This window comes from Alteromonas nitratireducens (assembly GCF_040812025.1).
Classification (GTDB): Bacteria; Pseudomonadota; Gammaproteobacteria; order Enterobacterales; family Alteromonadaceae; genus Alteromonas; species Alteromonas nitratireducens.
On record NZ_JBFNPK010000004.1, the window covers coordinates 194,712 to 210,787 of the forward strand.

General features: G+C 54.0%; 17 protein-coding genes. 15 read left to right on the forward strand and 2 right to left on the reverse strand.

Translation table 11 applies throughout. The features are described 5' to 3' along the window. The 5 genes from AB1N33_RS05900 (at position 1) to AB1N33_RS05920 (ending at position 5,489) form a co-directional block, all read left to right on the forward strand. The gene (locus AB1N33_RS05900; RefSeq protein WP_411270612.1) at positions 1–1,638 is read left to right on the forward strand and encodes an HDOD domain-containing protein; all 1,638 of its coding nucleotides are present in this window, start codon (positions 1–3) and stop codon (positions 1,636–1,638) included. A gap of 240 nt (positions 1,639–1,878) precedes the next feature. Further along, complete coding sequence (locus AB1N33_RS05905) at positions 1,879–2,886, forward strand: isocitrate dehydrogenase (protein ID WP_411270613.1); 1,008 nt, start codon at positions 1,879–1,881, stop codon at positions 2,884–2,886. Between the two features lie 147 nt (positions 2,887–3,033). Beyond that, on the forward strand, positions 3,034–3,339 hold the full coding sequence (locus AB1N33_RS05910) for a ComEA family DNA-binding protein (protein ID WP_411270614.1): 306 nt from the start codon (positions 3,034–3,036) through the stop codon (positions 3,337–3,339). A 160-nt stretch (positions 3,340–3,499) separates the two neighbouring features. Next, positions 3,500–4,309, forward strand: coding sequence for an ABC transporter ATP-binding protein (locus tag AB1N33_RS05915; RefSeq protein ID WP_411270615.1), 810 nt, complete (start codon positions 3,500–3,502; stop codon positions 4,307–4,309). Beyond that, the gene (locus AB1N33_RS05920; protein ID WP_411270616.1) at positions 4,293–5,489 is read left to right on the forward strand and encodes an ABC transporter permease subunit; all 1,197 of its coding nucleotides are present in this window, start codon (positions 4,293–4,295) and stop codon (positions 5,487–5,489) included. Before AB1N33_RS05915 ends, AB1N33_RS05920 begins: the two co-directional genes overlap by 17 nt. An 11-nt stretch (positions 5,490–5,500) precedes the next feature. On the opposite strand, the gene AB1N33_RS05925 is transcribed toward AB1N33_RS05920, so the two are convergent. Both AB1N33_RS05925 and AB1N33_RS05930 read right to left on the reverse strand, forming a co-directional pair. Then, positions 5,501–5,812 carry an EscU/YscU/HrcU family type III secretion system export apparatus switch protein gene (locus AB1N33_RS05925; protein WP_411270617.1) on the reverse strand — a complete coding sequence of 104 codons (312 nt, stop codon included), beginning with the start codon at positions 5,810–5,812 and terminating at the stop codon, positions 5,501–5,503. Beyond that, the gene (locus AB1N33_RS05930; RefSeq protein WP_411270618.1) at positions 5,809–8,034 is read right to left on the reverse strand and encodes a hypothetical protein; all 2,226 of its coding nucleotides are present in this window, start codon (positions 8,032–8,034) and stop codon (positions 5,809–5,811) included. The genes AB1N33_RS05925 and AB1N33_RS05930 overlap by 4 nt, the downstream gene beginning before the upstream one ends. Positions 8,035–8,048: 14 nt before the next feature. Here AB1N33_RS05930 and ccmA point away from each other — a divergent pair, with 14 nt between their 5' ends. Genes ccmA through AB1N33_RS05980 form a run of 10 tightly spaced genes read left to right on the forward strand, consistent with a single transcriptional unit; the run spans position 8,049 to position 15,911 of the window. Further along, a complete protein-coding gene (gene ccmA, locus AB1N33_RS05935) occupies positions 8,049–8,675 on the forward strand; it encodes a cytochrome c biogenesis heme-transporting ATPase CcmA (protein ID WP_411270619.1) in 627 nt (208 codons plus the stop codon). Beyond that, positions 8,672–9,340, forward strand: coding sequence for a heme exporter protein CcmB (gene ccmB / locus AB1N33_RS05940; protein ID WP_411270620.1), 669 nt, complete (start codon positions 8,672–8,674; stop codon positions 9,338–9,340). Before ccmA ends, ccmB begins: the two co-directional genes overlap by 4 nt. After that, positions 9,340–10,098, forward strand: coding sequence for a heme ABC transporter permease (locus AB1N33_RS05945; RefSeq protein WP_411270621.1), 759 nt, complete (start codon positions 9,340–9,342; stop codon positions 10,096–10,098). The genes ccmB and AB1N33_RS05945 overlap by 1 nt, the downstream gene beginning before the upstream one ends. Continuing rightward, positions 10,088–10,282 (forward strand): heme exporter protein CcmD, encoded by a 195-nt coding sequence (gene ccmD / locus AB1N33_RS05950; RefSeq protein ID WP_411270622.1) that lies wholly within the window; start codon positions 10,088–10,090, stop codon positions 10,280–10,282. The genes AB1N33_RS05945 and ccmD overlap by 11 nt, the downstream gene beginning before the upstream one ends. A 42-nt stretch (positions 10,283–10,324) precedes the next feature. Then, a complete protein-coding gene (ccmE, locus tag AB1N33_RS05955) occupies positions 10,325–10,789 on the forward strand; it encodes a cytochrome c maturation protein CcmE (protein WP_411270623.1) in 465 nt (154 codons plus the stop codon). Between the two features lie 2 nt (positions 10,790–10,791). Then, the gene (locus AB1N33_RS05960) at positions 10,792–12,819 is read left to right on the forward strand and encodes a heme lyase CcmF/NrfE family subunit (protein WP_411270624.1); all 2,028 of its coding nucleotides are present in this window, start codon (positions 10,792–10,794) and stop codon (positions 12,817–12,819) included. After that, positions 12,816–13,409, forward strand: coding sequence for a redoxin family protein (locus AB1N33_RS05965; protein ID WP_411270625.1), 594 nt, complete (start codon positions 12,816–12,818; stop codon positions 13,407–13,409). The genes AB1N33_RS05960 and AB1N33_RS05965 overlap by 4 nt, the downstream gene beginning before the upstream one ends. Then, positions 13,406–13,852, forward strand: coding sequence for a cytochrome c-type biogenesis protein (locus AB1N33_RS05970; RefSeq protein ID WP_411270626.1), 447 nt, complete (start codon positions 13,406–13,408; stop codon positions 13,850–13,852). Before AB1N33_RS05965 ends, AB1N33_RS05970 begins: the two co-directional genes overlap by 4 nt. Beyond that, positions 13,849–15,093 carry a c-type cytochrome biogenesis protein CcmI gene (gene ccmI, locus AB1N33_RS05975; protein WP_411270627.1) on the forward strand — a complete coding sequence of 415 codons (1,245 nt, stop codon included), beginning with the start codon at positions 13,849–13,851 and terminating at the stop codon, positions 15,091–15,093. The genes AB1N33_RS05970 and ccmI overlap by 4 nt, the downstream gene beginning before the upstream one ends. Beyond that, complete coding sequence (locus AB1N33_RS05980; RefSeq protein ID WP_411270628.1) at positions 15,093–15,911, forward strand: MlaA family lipoprotein; 819 nt, start codon at positions 15,093–15,095, stop codon at positions 15,909–15,911. Before ccmI ends, AB1N33_RS05980 begins: the two co-directional genes overlap by 1 nt. The last annotated feature ends 165 nt before the right edge of the window (positions 15,912–16,076 follow it).

Consider the following 16,076-nt stretch of genomic DNA (forward strand, 5'->3'; position numbering starts at 1 on the left):
ATGCCTGACGCCCGCCCGGATGGCTTGCTTCGCGGCATCGATGCGATTGCCGCAGGGACAGCCTCACAGCCACCTGCGGAACTGATTAATCAGGCGCTGGTGGTATCGGGACAGGTACTGGATTACTGCCATGCTGATCCGGATCCCGCACTGGCCTTTTTTGCCTGTCGGCCGGTACGTCAGTCGACCACGATAAAACAGCTTCGCGCACTGATCCTGCTGACCCTGACCTGCCGCACCGATAAACTCAATGAACACACTTTGCTGCATCTTGTCGCAGCCACATTGTTGACACTGGTTACCGGCCACGACAACGCACGTGAGATACACAAAAAGCTGCGCAACACCCTGCGCGAGCGCGGACTTACTCTCTGGATAAGTATACTCAGGCTCGGCAAGGCGCTCAGCCATCCCCAGGGACATCAGTTGTTATCCAAAGCTGGTCTGCGGCATTTTCCTCAGCGCGTACTCAGCCTCTGCCACCTGGCTCTGGTCTACGATGCAGTTCCGCCTTCAGCCTGTCTGCGCAGCTACCTGAACCGGGCACGCTCAGACAGTTACCCGCTTTACAGCCACTGGCCGCTGCTCCCGGCCGGACCGCTATGTGGACAGGTAGTACATACGATTGATGAGCGGGCGGGCGTCGTGATTGCCGTCAGGCAGTGTCACCTCGCAGTGGTGTATATGGAGGATGGCCGTAAAAGCCTGTGTGTCTGGCTTGAAAGAAGTCAGGTTCGCAGCAGTCAGCGGCCGCCGGTCACCTTCGATAAATGGCTGGCACTGTATGCGGCACATGAGGATGATCTGCAGGTTGAGGGTACCGCCTCCCTGTTCCCCACCACCTATCCTGTTCATCGGCCTCCTGTCAGTCTGACATCCATCATTGATGCGCTGGCAAGTGGTGATACTGATGTCGGTGACATTTCAGCACTTATCGATAAAGAGCCGGCGTTTTCTCACTTTCTGCTGCAGTCCGCCAGCCACGATAACCGTATGCAACTGCAGGTTTCGTCGATTAAACAGGCGATACTGACCTATGGTCTGGAGCGCGTCGGCGACATGCTGGTCCGGCATGCCCTGTTTAACCGCCTGACACAGCACCATTTCCCGCTCGAAGCGGTTTGCGCGCAGTTTGCAACCCTGATGGCGACCATTGCGTCCTGCCTGGCCGAGCTCACCGTCTCGCGTTTTACTCCCCAGTCGGCCGCTCTGGTCGCGACATTTTACTGCGCGCCGTTGTTTACGCTGCCGGGGCTGAAAGTGTATCAGCGCCTGCCCCTTGCTCAGGCTGGCTATTACGACCCTAATCAGTTTCTGCAGGTCAAACAGTCTGAGCGCTGGCAGGACCTGGCAGGAGAACTTGCCAGCGGCTGGCACCAAAGCGCCAGCTGGCGGGCAATACTGCATCATGCCGGCAAACCGGCTGCCACCGTACCGGCCTCGCTACGCAGAGAACACTGTATCCTGCAGCTGGCATTTATCTGGACACGACAGTGGCTGTATGGTGAGGGTAAACCCAGTGATGAACTCAATAATATTCTTCAGGGCGCGCAGGAAACACTGTCAGTTGGCGTCAGCGAGAAAAACACCATCCGGCACCAGGTCACTGACCAGCTCTACTGTGTGCTGCCGCGTTAATCAGACACTATTCGTCACACTAGACGCCGACATTCACCAGAAAAATCCTGCAGCACTACCGCTTGGCGCTATCATCGTATAGAATACCCGCGTTTAATTGCTGGCCAGCTTCGTTTAGCGCTTTCCTTCGGGCTTCACAGGCACACACGCCGGCAAGAGTGTCTAAAATGGCGCGCGTCGTGCGCCGGGTAAAATCAACTACCTAACGATTTATACAGAATTACCAGAGGATCCCCCCACATGACCCAGCAACGCATAACTGTTATTCGCGGTGATGGCATTGGCCCAGATATTATTGATGCAACGACGCAGATCCTGGATAAAGTCGGCTGTGATTTTGCGTACGACTACGCAGACGCCGGACTGGTTGCACTGGAAAACCACGGTGAACTTCTGCCACAGGCAACACTTGATCTTATCGAAAAGAACAAGGTGGCACTGAAAGGTCCCCTGACAACACCGGTTGGTGAAGGATTTACCTCAATCAATGTCAGCCTGCGCAAACATTTCAAGCTGTATGCTAACGTACGTCCTGTGCTGTCGTTCAAGGGAACGAAGGCACGTTATGAAGACATCGACATCATCACTGTGCGTGAAAACACCCAGGGCATGTACTCTGGCCTCGGTCAGGTTGTCTCTGAAGACGGCACAGAAGCCGAAGCACTGAGTAAAATTACCCGTGAAGGCGCTGAGAAAATTGTTGAGTTCGCCTATGAGCTGGCACGTCGCGAAGGCCGTAAAAAAGTCACTGCCGTTCACAAAGCGAACATCCTCAAGTCTACATCCGGTCTGTTCCTGAAAGTCGCCCGTGAAGTTGGCGAACGTTACCCTGACATTGAATCAAGCGAGATGATCGTTGATAACTGCTGTATGCAGCTGGTTATGAATCCGCATCAGTTTGACGTTATCGTAACGACCAACCTGTTCGGTGACATTCTGTCAGATCTGTGTGCCGGTCTGGTTGGCGGACTGGGCATGGCGCCTGGTGCAAACATCGGTAAAGACTGCGCTATTTTTGAAGCCGTGCACGGTTCTGCGCCTGACATTGCTGGCAAAAACCTGGCAAACCCAACGTCGGTTATCCTGGCTGCTGTACAAATGCTGGAATACCTCAACATGGGTGACAAGGCGGAGAAAATCCGTTCTGCACTGAAAGACGTTATCGAGTCAGGCGATCGCACAACCCGTGATCTGGGTGGCGAAGCAGGTACCACTGAATTTACTCAGGCTATCCTGGAACGTCTGTAATCGCGAACGCGATAATCATTTCAAGGGCGCCCTGAGGCGCCCTTTTTTGTTTTGACCTGTCCAAACTCTGGACTACTGTCTCTGCAGTGCCCGCCCTATAGTGAGGATGTACAAATTGTGTACGTTATCATACTAAGGACAGACCTTATGAAAACCCTCGTATTATCAACCATTGCATGTACCTTGCTGTCACTCCCTGCTCCCCTTGTTCAGGCTGCACAGCCAGCGGCGGCAGTACAGACACAATCAGGCGAAACCCGCGTCATTAATATCAACACGGCCACCCTCGAAGAGCTTACGCAATTGCCTGGTGTCGGTGAAAGCAAGGCGAAAGCCATCATTGCATATCGCGAACAGGCCGGCGGTTTCCTGGAAGTCGAACAGTTGACGGAAGTGCGCGGTATTGGTGACAAACTGCTGGCGAAAATTCGCGATCACATCGACATCCACTAATTGCTGTCAGCGGGGGCGTGCCGTTCCCCGCTCCCCTGACACACTTTTTAACAAACCTCCTCTATCTCCGTATCATGCTTTCCTCTTAAATAGAAAAAACGTGTAATAATTTTCCGCCAGACCGGACTACACTGTCAGACCATCAAAAACAGGAATCAGGATGATTGAAATAAAACACCTGGCAAAAAAGTTTGCCGTGGAATCACCCAAGAAGCTCAGTGAGCAGGAACAGAAAGATCCGCGCCTTAAGGGGCGTTTCTTTCATTCAGTAAAAGATGTCTCACTGCAGTGCGAGAAAGGCCAGGTACTGGGTTTACTTGGCCCGAACGGCGCAGGTAAAACAACTACGCTACGTATTCTTTCTACTGCCCTCACGCCGGATAAGGGCGAAGTCACCATTAACGGGCAGAACGTCCTGGAAAATCCGGTCATTGCACGCAAAAAGATTGGCTTTTTATCCAGCTCAACCGGCCTCTACGGACGACTCAGCGGGCGCGAAAACATTGCGTATTTTGGCAAGCTGCACGGCATGAGTGACGCCGCGATCAAGGCGCGTATCGATGAGATGGCCAGTTTGCTGGATATGCACAGTTTTCTTGATCGCCGCGCCGATAATTTTTCTTCAGGCATGAAACAAAAAGTCTCCATTGCGCGTGCCGTTGTGCATTCACCCGAGCTGGTGATCCTTGATGAGCCCACGACCGGGCTGGATATCATGGCAACCAGCACGGTGATGAGCTTTATTCGTCGTTTAAAAGACCAGGGCACACCGGTGATCTTTTCTACCCATCACTTAGATGAAGTGGCCGAACTGTGTGACCGGGTCAGTGTGATTAATGTCGGCGAGACCGTCTTTGATGGTTCGCTTAAGGAATTTGAACACCAGTCTGATGGCCGTATGCATGACAGCTTTATGGCTATTCTGAACGGTTCGCAGCATAAGGAGGCAGACAATGTGGTTAATCTTTAAAAAAGAGTTTACTGAACTTCTGCGCGACCGGAAAACCCTGATATTTATGATTGCACTGCCGGTACTGGTGTTTCCTCTGATGCTGGGTGTGACGGTATTTTTTACCAGTTCTGCGGTTCAGAAAGCAGAAAGTGAAGTACTGACGTTTGCGGTTGTAGGCGACCGGTTCGCTCCCGAAATCGGGGCTGCCATGCGCGCGGCCACCGACAAGTTTGAAGAGGTAACGCTTAATGGTCAGGACGATTATGCCACGCTCATCCGGGATGATGTGGTTGATTTTGTGCTGGTGATCCCGGACACGTTCACCTCTGACATTCTCGATAGTGGTCAGCACTCACTTACGCTGTACCTCAATGATGCCGGACTGAATAAAGTATATAGCCGGGTCAACGACGTGATAAGCCGGCTGTCTGAGCAATTCCAGCTTCAGGCATTTTCCTCACTCGGCGTGACCGAAGACCAGCAGAAAGCCCTGCTTGAACCCATTGTCATTGAACGTGAAAACGTAGCCGACCAGCGTGAGGTCTGGGGAGAGCGGTTGGGCGGAATGCTGCCGTACTTTGTCTTTTTCCTTTGTCTCCAGGGTGCAATGGCACCGGCCGCCGACCTCGGCGCTGGCGAGAAAGAGCGAGGCACGCTGGAAACCCTGCTTATCTCTCCCATGCCGCGCTACAAACTGGTATTGGGCAAGTTCTTTACCATTGCCGCAGCCGGGGTGATTTCTGCGCTTATCACCGTCACCAGCATGGCGGTATGGGGCCTGCTCATTGCGCAGGGTATGGCCATTGAGTTTGTCAGTAATATTATGGCCATGATTGGCATGGGAGATTTTGTGCTTATCTTCCTGATGCTGGTGCCGGTGGTGGCGATATTTGCGTCGGTACTGCTGTCGCTGTCTATCTACGCCCGCTCATTTAAAGAGTCCCAAAGTTACATGGGGGCGGTAATGATGGTTGTCATATTCCCGGTGATTATTGCCATGATGCCCGGCGTGGAATTAAAGGGAGGCTGGATTTGGGTGCCGCTGACCAATGTTGCCCTTGCCATGAAAGAGTTGCTGAAGGGCACAATGGACTACTTTGCCCTGTTTGGTATTTTCGCCTCTACCACGGTGATTGCCGCGGCGCTGATTGGCTTTTGCATCTATTGGTTTAATAAGGAAAAGGTGCTGTTCCGCTAGTGTGGACGGCATTATACCTGATGGGAAATGCGCTTTGCGGCGCTTTCCCAGCCTTCCGGTACACGCCCCTGTAGCACATAGGAATACGCAATTAATTCTGCAATCACGAAGTACAGCGCATCCGGAATTTCCTGATTGATGTCCAGCGTACTCAGAATATCGCTAAGATAAGGATCCTCGTGCACCAGCACCCCGGCATCGTTAGCTGCCTGAATAATGGCATCAGCCAGGTCGCCATACCCTTTGGCCACCACTTTCGGGGCTGATTTTTTGTTTTCAGCCTGATAACTAAGCCCGATAGCCTTCCTGGATTTTCTGTTCATACCATAGTCTCAAACAAATGATGGCGCTGTGTATTGAGGGTGTCGGGCACCTGCCCGCGCTGCAATGAATGCCTGGAGACGGTCAGGCCAGACGCTTCCAGTCTGCGCAGTAAAAACGGTAACGTATCCGCCACTTTTGTAAGTAAGCGCTCACTGGATGCATAGATATCAATTTCAATGACATCCCCTTCAATCCGGCTCTTGGCTAACAGGGGGCCTGAGTCGCCGGTATCCAGTCGCATGGTCAGGTTCCAGCAGCGGCTTTGGCCGGGCTGAGTAACGGAGGGCTTGTTGCCCTGCCCGTCCCGTTGAATGACCAGCTCAGCAGGTCGTTCATCGCTGCCCACAAACGGAACCTGATAAAACAACGTATCCTGTCCCTGCAACTTATTCTCGGCTTGTCCCAGGCGTGCCTGCTGGTGAGAGGCCAGCAACGTTTTCAGAGCATTGAGCAACGTATTTCGACTGTCGGCCTGCGCCAGTTCCTGTGCTGAGCGCGATGGTGAAGCGGCCGGTGTCTGCCCGGCTGCCGGACGGTTAAGCGGGCTGTCGCTACTGTCGGCGCGCGCGGATAACGCCGGTTGTCGTGCCACGGCGCGTCCTGCCAGCGAAAACTGCAGCAATGTTACCAGTGCGCTCAAAAAATCATTACCGGTGGCAGGGCGTGTCAGTGCAGACACCGACAACGGCAGTGGAGCAGCAGAAAGCAGCGCTCTTATCTGCTCAGCAGCGGGTGACGTCATACGCACAGAAGGCTTTGCTTCCGTTACGCCAGTATCCTGCGGGGTCACCTGTGCATGCTTTCCCTCACCGGCAAGTCCGGTCAGTGCGCGCAACTTTTCAGCCAGCGCACCGAGTCCTGCGCCTGCTGCACCTGGCTTTTTCGCGGTTGCCGTCGAGGGTGCATCTTCGACGCGGAGGTGACGCCCCTCCAGTGAAGGTGCTACTGCGCTTTCACGTCTGAACGCTGGCAACTTGCCCGCCTCGGCCAGAAACGTTGTTTCCGCCCGGGTAAGCTGACTGATCGCCTGACTTAAAGCAGGTGACAGCGCCTGGGCAGGCAGAGACTGGAATTGAGAGAGCTGCTGAACCAGCGCATTAAGCGCCTCTCTCGGTGACCCGGTCTGGGCCAGCAACTGGCGCGACAACTGTACGATTTTCTGTTGAACGTCCTGAGCCTGAGTCGGTGACAGCACCGCCTCGCCACCACTTACCGCACCTCTGCTCATCGGCATTACAGATAATACCGGCAATCGCTGCACCTCGCTGCGTGTGAGCGTCAGTGCGTCGGATGCCGGCACTCCCTGGAGCGGGCCATTCACGCGCGCAATTGCCTGCTGACTTGCCACGAGCGCCGTCAGCCGGTCACCGGAAAGCCGAAGATGAGCAAGCTGACTGCCCTGCCCGGCAAGCTCCCTGGCTTCTGGTATCGGGGCCAGTAATGCCGACAGGCGCTGGCCATTTTCACTGCGTATAGTGACACCGTTGGTTTCAAGCAGATGCCGGATTACCTGGCTGGATGCCTGCTGCGATAATTTCACCGGGGCGTTGGGCCCGTTGCCGGAAACGCTTACCTGAATGCCCTGCGCACCATCGGATGTGAGACTGAGTGTTAACGTACTCCCGGCAGCCACTGATAGTAGCCCGCGGGGCAGCGTTAACTGACCGGCGGTCAGGGCGATGGTAAGCTGTGTCGAACTGACCTGCGTTACTCTGGCCTGGGTAGTGAAAGCGAACTGTGTATCCGATGAAGCAACCAGTTTCATCAGTTGTTGCGTCAGCTGCGCCTGCTGGACATCGTTCAGGCGGCCACTGACCCGCTGATTCCGGGTTGTCAGCAATACAGCCTCCCCCTCCGTGGAACCGGGGAGTCTGGTCATAGAATAGGGCTGTGAGGGCGTTAGCGTGACAGCCTGATTCTTGGCCACAATCCAGTTAGTACCGGTGGCCGACGCAATCCGCCACTGTCCCTGTTCAGGAATTATACTGACCGGGGTCTGGCCTGACGAGGCCACAGCGCGTCCGAGTGCCTGTTGCACGGCATTTAACTGGGTCGGTTTATCACTGCCGGCAGGCAGTTGCACATCCACAACATTCATACAGGCACTATCGGCGGCTTTGCGGGTTACCTGAAGTAAATCATATTTACTGCGTTTAGGCGAACCCGCCGGGTGCGATTCCGACTGGCTGTGGTAGAATGCGCCGGTGAAATAAATTACCACGGTGAGGAGCCCTGTTGTTGGGACTGGTTGCTGACAATCTGACATGCGTCAAACGGGATCGGGTGCTGTTTGACGCGCTTTCGTTTTCTCTGTCACCGGGGCAGCTTTTGTATCTGCGTGGACCGAACGGCGCCGGCAAAACCAGTCTGCTAAGACTGCTGACCGGACTGAGCGAGCCGGATAAGGGCATAATATGCTTTGACGGCACACCGATTAATACATCAATGTCTTACCAGCGTGAACTGGTGTATCTGGGTCATAAAACCGGACTCAACGGCAATCTGACTGCGCTGGAAAACCTGCGTTTCTGGCTGGCTCAGCACGAACAGCCCTACTCCACCGAGGCTACGCTGACAGTGCTGGAAAAAGTGGGGCTTGCCGGAATGGAAGAGATGCCGGTGAGAATGCTGTCGGCCGGCCAGCAGCGTCGTGTCGCGCTGGCGCGCCTGTGGCTGAAACCCGCGCGCGTCTGGATCCTCGACGAGCCTTTCACGGCGCTGGATACAGACGGCATAGCGCTGCTCGAACAGGCTTTCGCATCACATACCCAAAACGGCGGTATGCTGATGACAACCTCCCATCAGCCGCTCTCCGATGCCTGTGGTAATGTCGACTATCTGGATTTGGAGTTTCGCTTTTGAGTCCGCTGATTACTGGTGTATTTCGTCGGGATATGGCCATTGCATTCAGACAGAAATCTGAACTGGTACAGCCGATGGTATTTTTGTTGATGGTGGTGACCCTTTTTCCACTCGGTGTTGGTCCCTCACCGGACGTGTTACAGCGTATCGGTCCCGGCGTTATCTGGATCGCCGCCATCCTGTCATCTCTGATGGGGATGGAGCGCCTCTTTCGCGATGATTTTCAGGATGGTTCGCTGGAACAGCTGATTCTCTCCCCCGTGCCGTTATGGCAGGTGGCTGCGGTTAAAGTGGCCGGACACTGGCTGGTCAGCTTTATTCCCTTGCTGGTGCTGTCGCCGTTGCTTGCGATGTTTCTGAACCTGACCAGTGCGATGTATCTGGCGCTGATGGCCACATTATTGCTGGGCACGCCGTTACTGTCGTTTACCGGGGCAATTGCGGTAGGCCTGACGGTCGGGCTGCATCGCGGCAGCCTGCTGCTGGCGCTGTTACTCATACCGGTTTTTATCCCGTTGCTGATATTTGCCACGTCTGCGGTGGATTCTGCCGCACTGCAATTACCTTATCACCCTCAACTTGCTATCATAGGCGCCATGTTACTGATGTCCATGGCGGTATCGCCTTTTGCGATAGCTTACGCGCTTAAAGTGAGTCAAAACTGATGTGGAAGTGGCTTCACCCTTACGCTAAACCCGAACGCGCCTACGCGCTTTGCTCAACGCTCCAGCCCTGGTTCTGGGCCATTGCTACCGTCTGCCTGCTGACAGGTACGGTGTGGGGACTCGCCTTTGCGCCACAGGATTACCAGCAGGGTGACTCGTTCCGGATTATTTACATTCATGTGCCGGCCGCTATTTTGTCGATGGGCACGTATGTCGCCATGGCGGTTGCCGCCCTGGTTGGTCTGGTGTGGCAATGGCGTACCGCGTACATGAGCATGATTGCGATGGCACCGGTCGGTGCAGTGATGACCTTTATTGCGTTATTTACCGGCGCGGCCTGGGGTAAACCCATGTGGGGGGCCTGGTGGGTCTGGGATGCGCGACTGACGTCTGAACTGATCCTGCTATTTCTCTATTTCGGGGTGATTGCCCTGTATGGCGCCTTTGAGGATAAGCAGCAGGCCGGCAAAGCCGCCGGCATCATGTCACTGGTAGGGGTCATCAACATCCCGATTATCCATTACTCGGTTGAGTGGTGGAACACCCTGCATCAGGGCGCCACGATCAGCAAGTTTGATAAACCATCAATTGCGACTGAAATGCTGTGGCCATTATTGATTAACTTAATCGGTTTTGCCTGCTTTATTGCGGCAGTAACCATGATACGGTTGCGCAATGAAATTCTGACCCGTGAACTCCATCGTCCCTGGGCACAGGCGCTGGCAGAAAAAGAACACGGAGACACGCATGCAGTTTGAGAGTTTTGAGGCATTTCTGCACATGGGTGGCTACGGCTTTTACGTGTGGCTGTCATTCGGCATCACGCTAATCGCAATGGTGGCCATCAGCGTACAGAGTCATCGTCACCATGCACGGTTACTTAAAAATATCGTCAAAGAGAAGGCACGGCAGGCCAGGATCCGTGCGGCCAGAAAAAACTAGTGCTGCACGGTATGCAGCACACCATGTGAAGTACTGATAATCATGAATCCACGAAGAAAACAGCGGTTAACTTTAGTCTTTTCCATCGGCGTTCTTGTCGCTGGTGCCATTGGCCTGATGCTTTATGCGCTTAATGACAGTATCGATTTGTTCTACACGCCTTCGGAAATTATTGAAGGTAAACAGGGCAAAGTCCCTCAGATTGGTCAGCGCCTGCGTATTGGCGGCATGGTCGTTCCCGGCTCGGTTAACCGCGACAGTGAGACGCTGGCAGTAACCTTCGATTTGATTGATACCGGCCCCACCGTCACTGTACGTTACAACGGCATTCTGCCGGATTTGTTTCGTGAAGGTCAGGGCATTGTCGCCACCGGTACGCTGGCTGACGCAACCACCATTAATGCTGAGGAAGTGCTTGCCAAGCATGACGAAGAATATATGCCGCCTGAACTGGCTGAGAAGATGAAAGGTATCAAGCACGTAAAACCTGACAACGCAGGCGAATAACTATGATCCCCGAACTTGGTAACATTGCGCTGACGCTGGCACTGGTTACATCAATTCTGCTGTCCGTTTATCCATTATGGGGCACATTCCGGCAGCACGACGCCCTGATGGCCACGGCCCGACCGCTTGCCACCGGTATGTTCCTGTTCACCCTGACAGCTTACCTGTGCCTCACCTGGGCATTTATCAATGACGACTTCAGTCTGGCCTATGTCGCCCAGCATGCGAACTCCAACCTGCCGCTTTACTACAAGATCACCGCGGTCTGGGGTGGTCACGAGGGATCGTTCCTGCTGTGGGTGCTGATGCTGTCGATATGGTCTGTGGCGGTTGCCATATTCAGCCGCGGCATTCCGCTGGCAATGGTCGCGCGGGTGTTGTCAGTACTGGGCATGGTCAGTGTTGGTTTCTACCTGTTCATGCTGCTTACCTCCAACCCGTTCGACAGCATGCTGCCCTTTTACCCTGTTGATGGCCGGGACCTTAATCCGCTGCTTCAGGATTTTGGCATGATCATCCACCCGCCTATGTTGTACATGGGCTACGTTGGATTTTCTGTCGCCTTCGCCTTCGCCGTATCGGCACTGATTTCAGGTCAGCTCGACTCAACCTGGGCGCGCTGGTCGCGTCCCTGGGTTATCGCCGCCTGGTGTTTTCTGACTGTCGGCATTGCGCTTGGCAGCTGGTGGGCATATTACGAGCTTGGCTGGGGCGGCTGGTGGTTCTGGGATCCGGTCGAGAATGCGTCGTTTATGCCATGGCTGGTCGGCACCGCACTGATGCACTCGCTGGCGGTGACAGAAAAACGAAAGGTGTTTAAGTCCTGGACAGTACTTTTGGCAATAGCGGCGTTTTCATTAAGCCTGCTTGGCACATTTCTGGTCCGCTCCGGCGTTATTGTGTCTGTGCACTCTTTTGCCAGCGACCCTGCCCGCGGCCTTTTCATTCTCGGAATTCTGGTTGTATTGTCAGGCTCGGCGCTATTGCTGTATGCCCTGCGTTCTTCCGAACTAAGAAGTCGGGGAGGCTACTCGCCGTTTTCGCGTGAAGTGCTGCTGATAGGTAACAACGTCTTTTTGTGCGCAGCGACACTGGTTGTTTTTCTCGGCACCCTGCTCCCGCTGATCCATAAAGAGCTGGGACTTGGCTCGATTTCTGTTGGCGCCCCGTTTTTTGACCAGATGTTTACCCTGCTGATTGTGCCATTTGTGCTGATGCTTGGATTGGGGCCGCTTACCCGCTGGAAAAAGCAGTCTGCGGCGGCGCTTAAAAATCAGATGCTGCTTGCATTTGGTTTGAGCCTGAGCGCAGGTGTGCTGGTCAACATGACCTATGATGCGCCTGAGTACATGGCAGTATTGGGTATGGTGCTGGCATTCTGGATCCTGATTACCAGCGTGCAGGAAGTGCTGCAACGGATTGAAGGTATGCCTTCAATTCAACCGTTATTCACGCGTTTGCGCGCCCTCAAACCCAGTCACTGGGGGATGGTGCTCGGTCACCTGGGTTTTGCGGTTACCCTGATTGGTATCACGCTGGTCTCGAATTACGAAACAGAACGTGATGTGAGAATGGCGCCCGGAGAGACCGTGACGCTGGGAGAGTATCAGTTTGCGTTCCGCGATGTTGTTAAACGACAAGGCCCTAACTTCAGTGCTGATGTGGGTATTTTCGATATTTATCAGAATGGTGAGAAAATCGTCCACCTGGAGCCAGAGAAGCGCCTGTATCTGGTACAGCGTATGCCCATGACGGAAGCTGGCATTCACTCCACATTGCTGCGTGATGTCTTTATTGCGATGGGTGAGCCACTGGATAACGGTGCATGGGCAATACGTATTTACATCAAGCCATTTGTTATCTGGATTTGGGGTGGCGCAGCAATCATGGCGCTGGGCGGCGCGCTGTCAATCAGTGATCGTCGTTATCGCATGGCAAAGGTGGCACGCGTGAAACACGCGCTGTCTGCCATGACCACTGCGCGCTCTGCGGACATTACTCACGCCAGCAACAAACAGGCTGAATCATGAAAAAATCGTACATTGTTATTTTGCCGCTGGTGTTATTCGCGGCACTGGTCGTATTTTTATTTCAGGGGTTGTTCTCCGATCCGCGTGCGCTTGACTCACAATCTACCGGAAAACCACTCCCCGCCTTTGCGTTGCCTGATCTGATGTCACCGGACACCCAATACACGCCGGACGATCTCAAAGGCGACGTCACAATCCTCAACGTGTGGGGCGTCTGGTGTGTGACCTGTGCCGTCGAGCTACCCTACCTGACGCACCTGAAAGACACGCAGGGCGTGCGCTTTGTCGGCCTGTACTTCGACCAGGATATTGACCCGGATTTTGGTACCAAAACCCTTGCCCGTGTTCAGCAGGAAGTAAACCGGATGCTCAGCCGTCACGGTAACCCTTATGCGTTCAACATTTACGATGTCTATCGGGACACCTCACTTGATCTTGGTGTCACCGGCGCCCCTGAGCACTTCGTTATTGATGCAGACGGGGTGATCAGAATGCATCACATCGGTGATATTAACGAACGTGTCTGGCGAAACAAAATCGGGCCGCTGTACCAGCAGCTTAAACGCGAAGCGACAGGAGCAGCCCAATGAAAGCACTGATGCTGCTTGCGGCCGCGTTGCTGTCGTTTACGGTGATGGCGACCGAGGATAACTTTGCGTTTGATGATCCATCAAAACGCGAGCAGTTTTTGCGCCTGACGGCAGAGCTTCGTTGCCCGATGTGTCAGAACCAGAATATTGCCGACAGCGACGCCATGATTGCGGCAGACATGCGGCGCAAGGTTTATGCACTGCTAAAAGACGGCAAAAGTGAGCAGGAAGTGATTGATTACATGAAAGCCCGTTATGGTGATTTTGTACACTACCAGCCGCCCGTCACAGCAGCAACGATGTGGCTGTGGGCACTGCCTGTGCTGTTTGTAATCATCGCGCTTACCCTGCTGGTACGTCGTAAACACAGTGCTGCCAATGACGAAGACATTGAACAAAAGCTGGCCCGCGCAGAGGCCATGTTAAGGCAGGATAAAGAATGACCTGGTCCGTTTTTTATATGGTGGTTGCCGCATTTATCACACTGATAGCGGTATTGGTGGTGCTCCCCTGGCTACGCCAGCGACAGTACGCCAGAGAAGATTATCTGAGCAACACACAAATTGTCCGTCAACGCTTGGGAGAACTCGAACGTGAGTATCAGGAAGGCCTGATTTCCGCTGAAGACAAAGTTCAGGCCGAGACCGAACTGAAGCTCTCACTGGTTGATGAAACCCGCGATCAAAAGGCGGCCCGTAAGGGCGCGTGGCTGCCTATAGTATGTGGTGGTGTGCTGGCACTGGTTGCCGGCATCTGGGTCTACAGCGATGTTAACCATATTCCACAACTGTCCCAGGCCAGTGATGCCATTGACCAGTTACCGGCGCTTAGCGACAAACTCGCAAAAGGACAAACCGACTCATTGACCCAGCAGGATATTGTTAACCTGGCACTGGCCATTCGTCAGCGCCTTCGTCAGACACCAGACGATGATCGCGGCTGGATGTACTATGGCCGTCTGATGATGTCACTGGGTCAGGATGAGCAGGCGCTGGCCGCTGTTGAACGCGCCGTATCAATTTCGCCGCAAAAAACGGAGAACCGCATTACCCTGGCCCAGATACTCATGGCAGTCGGGGATGAGGGCAGCTTGCAGCGCGCGCAATCACAACTGGCCTCGCTGACCGAAGCGCAGCCTGACAACGACAACCTGGCCCTGATGATGGCGGTGGTGTCGGCGCAACTCGGCGATGTCGCAACCACCAGACAATTTTTCAGTCAGGTACGCGATAAACTGCCGCCGGACAGTGATATCCTGCGCAGTCTGACTGCCCGGCTCAGTGAGTTGGAAGGTGAGCATTCAGGCCCCGCCAGGAACGCCGTCAGCGACCTGAAAACGGGCTTTACCGTGACCGTATCAGTAACCGATGAGCTGGCTGCTGAGATACCTGACTCCGGGTTTCTCATCGTTTTTGCCCAGGACGCCGTATCAGATAACAGAATGCCTGCAGCGGTAGTAAAAATACCCTTACCTTCGCTGCCTGTGACGATCAGTCTGAGTACTGACAATGCGATGATGCCTCAGTACTCACTTGATAATCTGGAAAAGGTTCGTATTTCGGCCCGCATTTCAATGGACGGTAATGTCGCCCCGGCCCCGGGTGAATTAGAAGGTAATGTTATCGAGAGCGTGTCACCCGGCACCATGACGTCATCGACAATCATCATCAACAAGGAACTCTAGTGATTATTCGACTAAAAGCACTCTTTATTGTTTTGCTCGTGTCTGTGGCAACCCTGTCAGGCTGTGCCAGCCAGAGCGCCCAGCAGCAGGCCGCCGCGAGTGAAAATACCGAGGGGGACCCACGGGACCCTCTGGAGCCACTCAACCGTATTGCCTGGGACATTAACTGGGAGGTTCTGGATGCCTACTTCTGGCGCCCGCTGACGGTGACTTACGTGACAGTGATGCCTGACTTTGCCCGCACCGGCTTGTTGAACGCGGCCCGCAACGTTCAGGAACCGGCCAACATGATGAATAACCTGCTGCAGGGCAAGGTCGACCAGGGTATGGACAGTCTTGCACGCTTTGTACTGAACAGCACGGTGGGTCTGTTCGGTACCATCGATGTCGCTGCTCATATCGGCATTGAACGTCAGGAAGAAGAATTCGGTGAAACCATGGGGGTATGGGGAGTCGGCACCGGTCCGTTCCTGATGTTCCCGTTGATTGGCCCCAATGATCCGCGAAGCTTTACCGGTCAGGTTGCCGATGGTTTTGTATACCCGATGGCGGTGATTAACTCTAACTTTGCGATTGCGCGTTATCTGGTATCAGCCATTGAGGCTCGGGCGCGTCTGCTTGATCAGGAACAGCAGATTGAGCAGGCCATCGATGATTATGCCTTTGTGAAAAACGCCTATTTTGAGAACCTGAAGTTCAGGGTCACCGATGGAAAGAGCGCAGAAAAAGAACTTGAGGAAGACGAGCTTGATGACTTTGCTGAGTTTGAGTCGATGCTTGAGGATATTGAGCAGGATGACGACGGCTCTAACCAGTAAATACAAGATAATAAAAAAGGGCGCGTCGCGCCCTTTTTTATTATTGTGACCCGTCCTAAATAAAGTTGACACTTTCCAGCTTCTTTTTGGAGAGTGTAATGAATACAAGTACTAAACGAACTCAGCGGGATTATTCACTGGCCTTTAAACTGGCGGTTGTCGACC

Coding starts and splice junctions, on each gene's coding strand:
- AB1N33_RS05905 (WP_411270613.1), top strand. CDS start 1,879: ATGACCCAGCAACGCATAACTGTTATTCGCGGTGATGGCATTGGCCCA.
- AB1N33_RS05910 (WP_411270614.1), top strand. CDS start 3,034: ATGAAAACCCTCGTATTATCAACCATTGCATGTACCTTGCTGTCACTC.
- ccmI (WP_411270627.1), top strand. CDS start 13,849: ATGACCTGGTCCGTTTTTTATATGGTGGTTGCCGCATTTATCACACTG.
- AB1N33_RS05900 (WP_411270612.1), top strand. CDS start 1: ATGCCTGACGCCCGCCCGGATGGCTTGCTTCGCGGCATCGATGCGATT.
- AB1N33_RS05920 (WP_411270616.1), top strand. CDS start 4,293: ATGTGGTTAATCTTTAAAAAAGAGTTTACTGAACTTCTGCGCGACCGG.
- AB1N33_RS05925 (WP_411270617.1), bottom strand. CDS start 5,812: ATGAACAGAAAATCCAGGAAGGCTATCGGGCTTAGTTATCAGGCTGAA.
- AB1N33_RS05960 (WP_411270624.1), top strand. CDS start 10,792: ATGATCCCCGAACTTGGTAACATTGCGCTGACGCTGGCACTGGTTACA.
- AB1N33_RS05945 (WP_411270621.1), top strand. CDS start 9,340: ATGTGGAAGTGGCTTCACCCTTACGCTAAACCCGAACGCGCCTACGCG.
- AB1N33_RS05965 (WP_411270625.1), top strand. CDS start 12,816: ATGAAAAAATCGTACATTGTTATTTTGCCGCTGGTGTTATTCGCGGCA.
- AB1N33_RS05915 (WP_411270615.1), top strand. CDS start 3,500: ATGATTGAAATAAAACACCTGGCAAAAAAGTTTGCCGTGGAATCACCC.
- ccmE (WP_411270623.1), top strand. CDS start 10,325: ATGAATCCACGAAGAAAACAGCGGTTAACTTTAGTCTTTTCCATCGGC.
- ccmD (WP_411270622.1), top strand. CDS start 10,088: ATGCAGTTTGAGAGTTTTGAGGCATTTCTGCACATGGGTGGCTACGGC.
- AB1N33_RS05970 (WP_411270626.1), top strand. CDS start 13,406: ATGAAAGCACTGATGCTGCTTGCGGCCGCGTTGCTGTCGTTTACGGTG.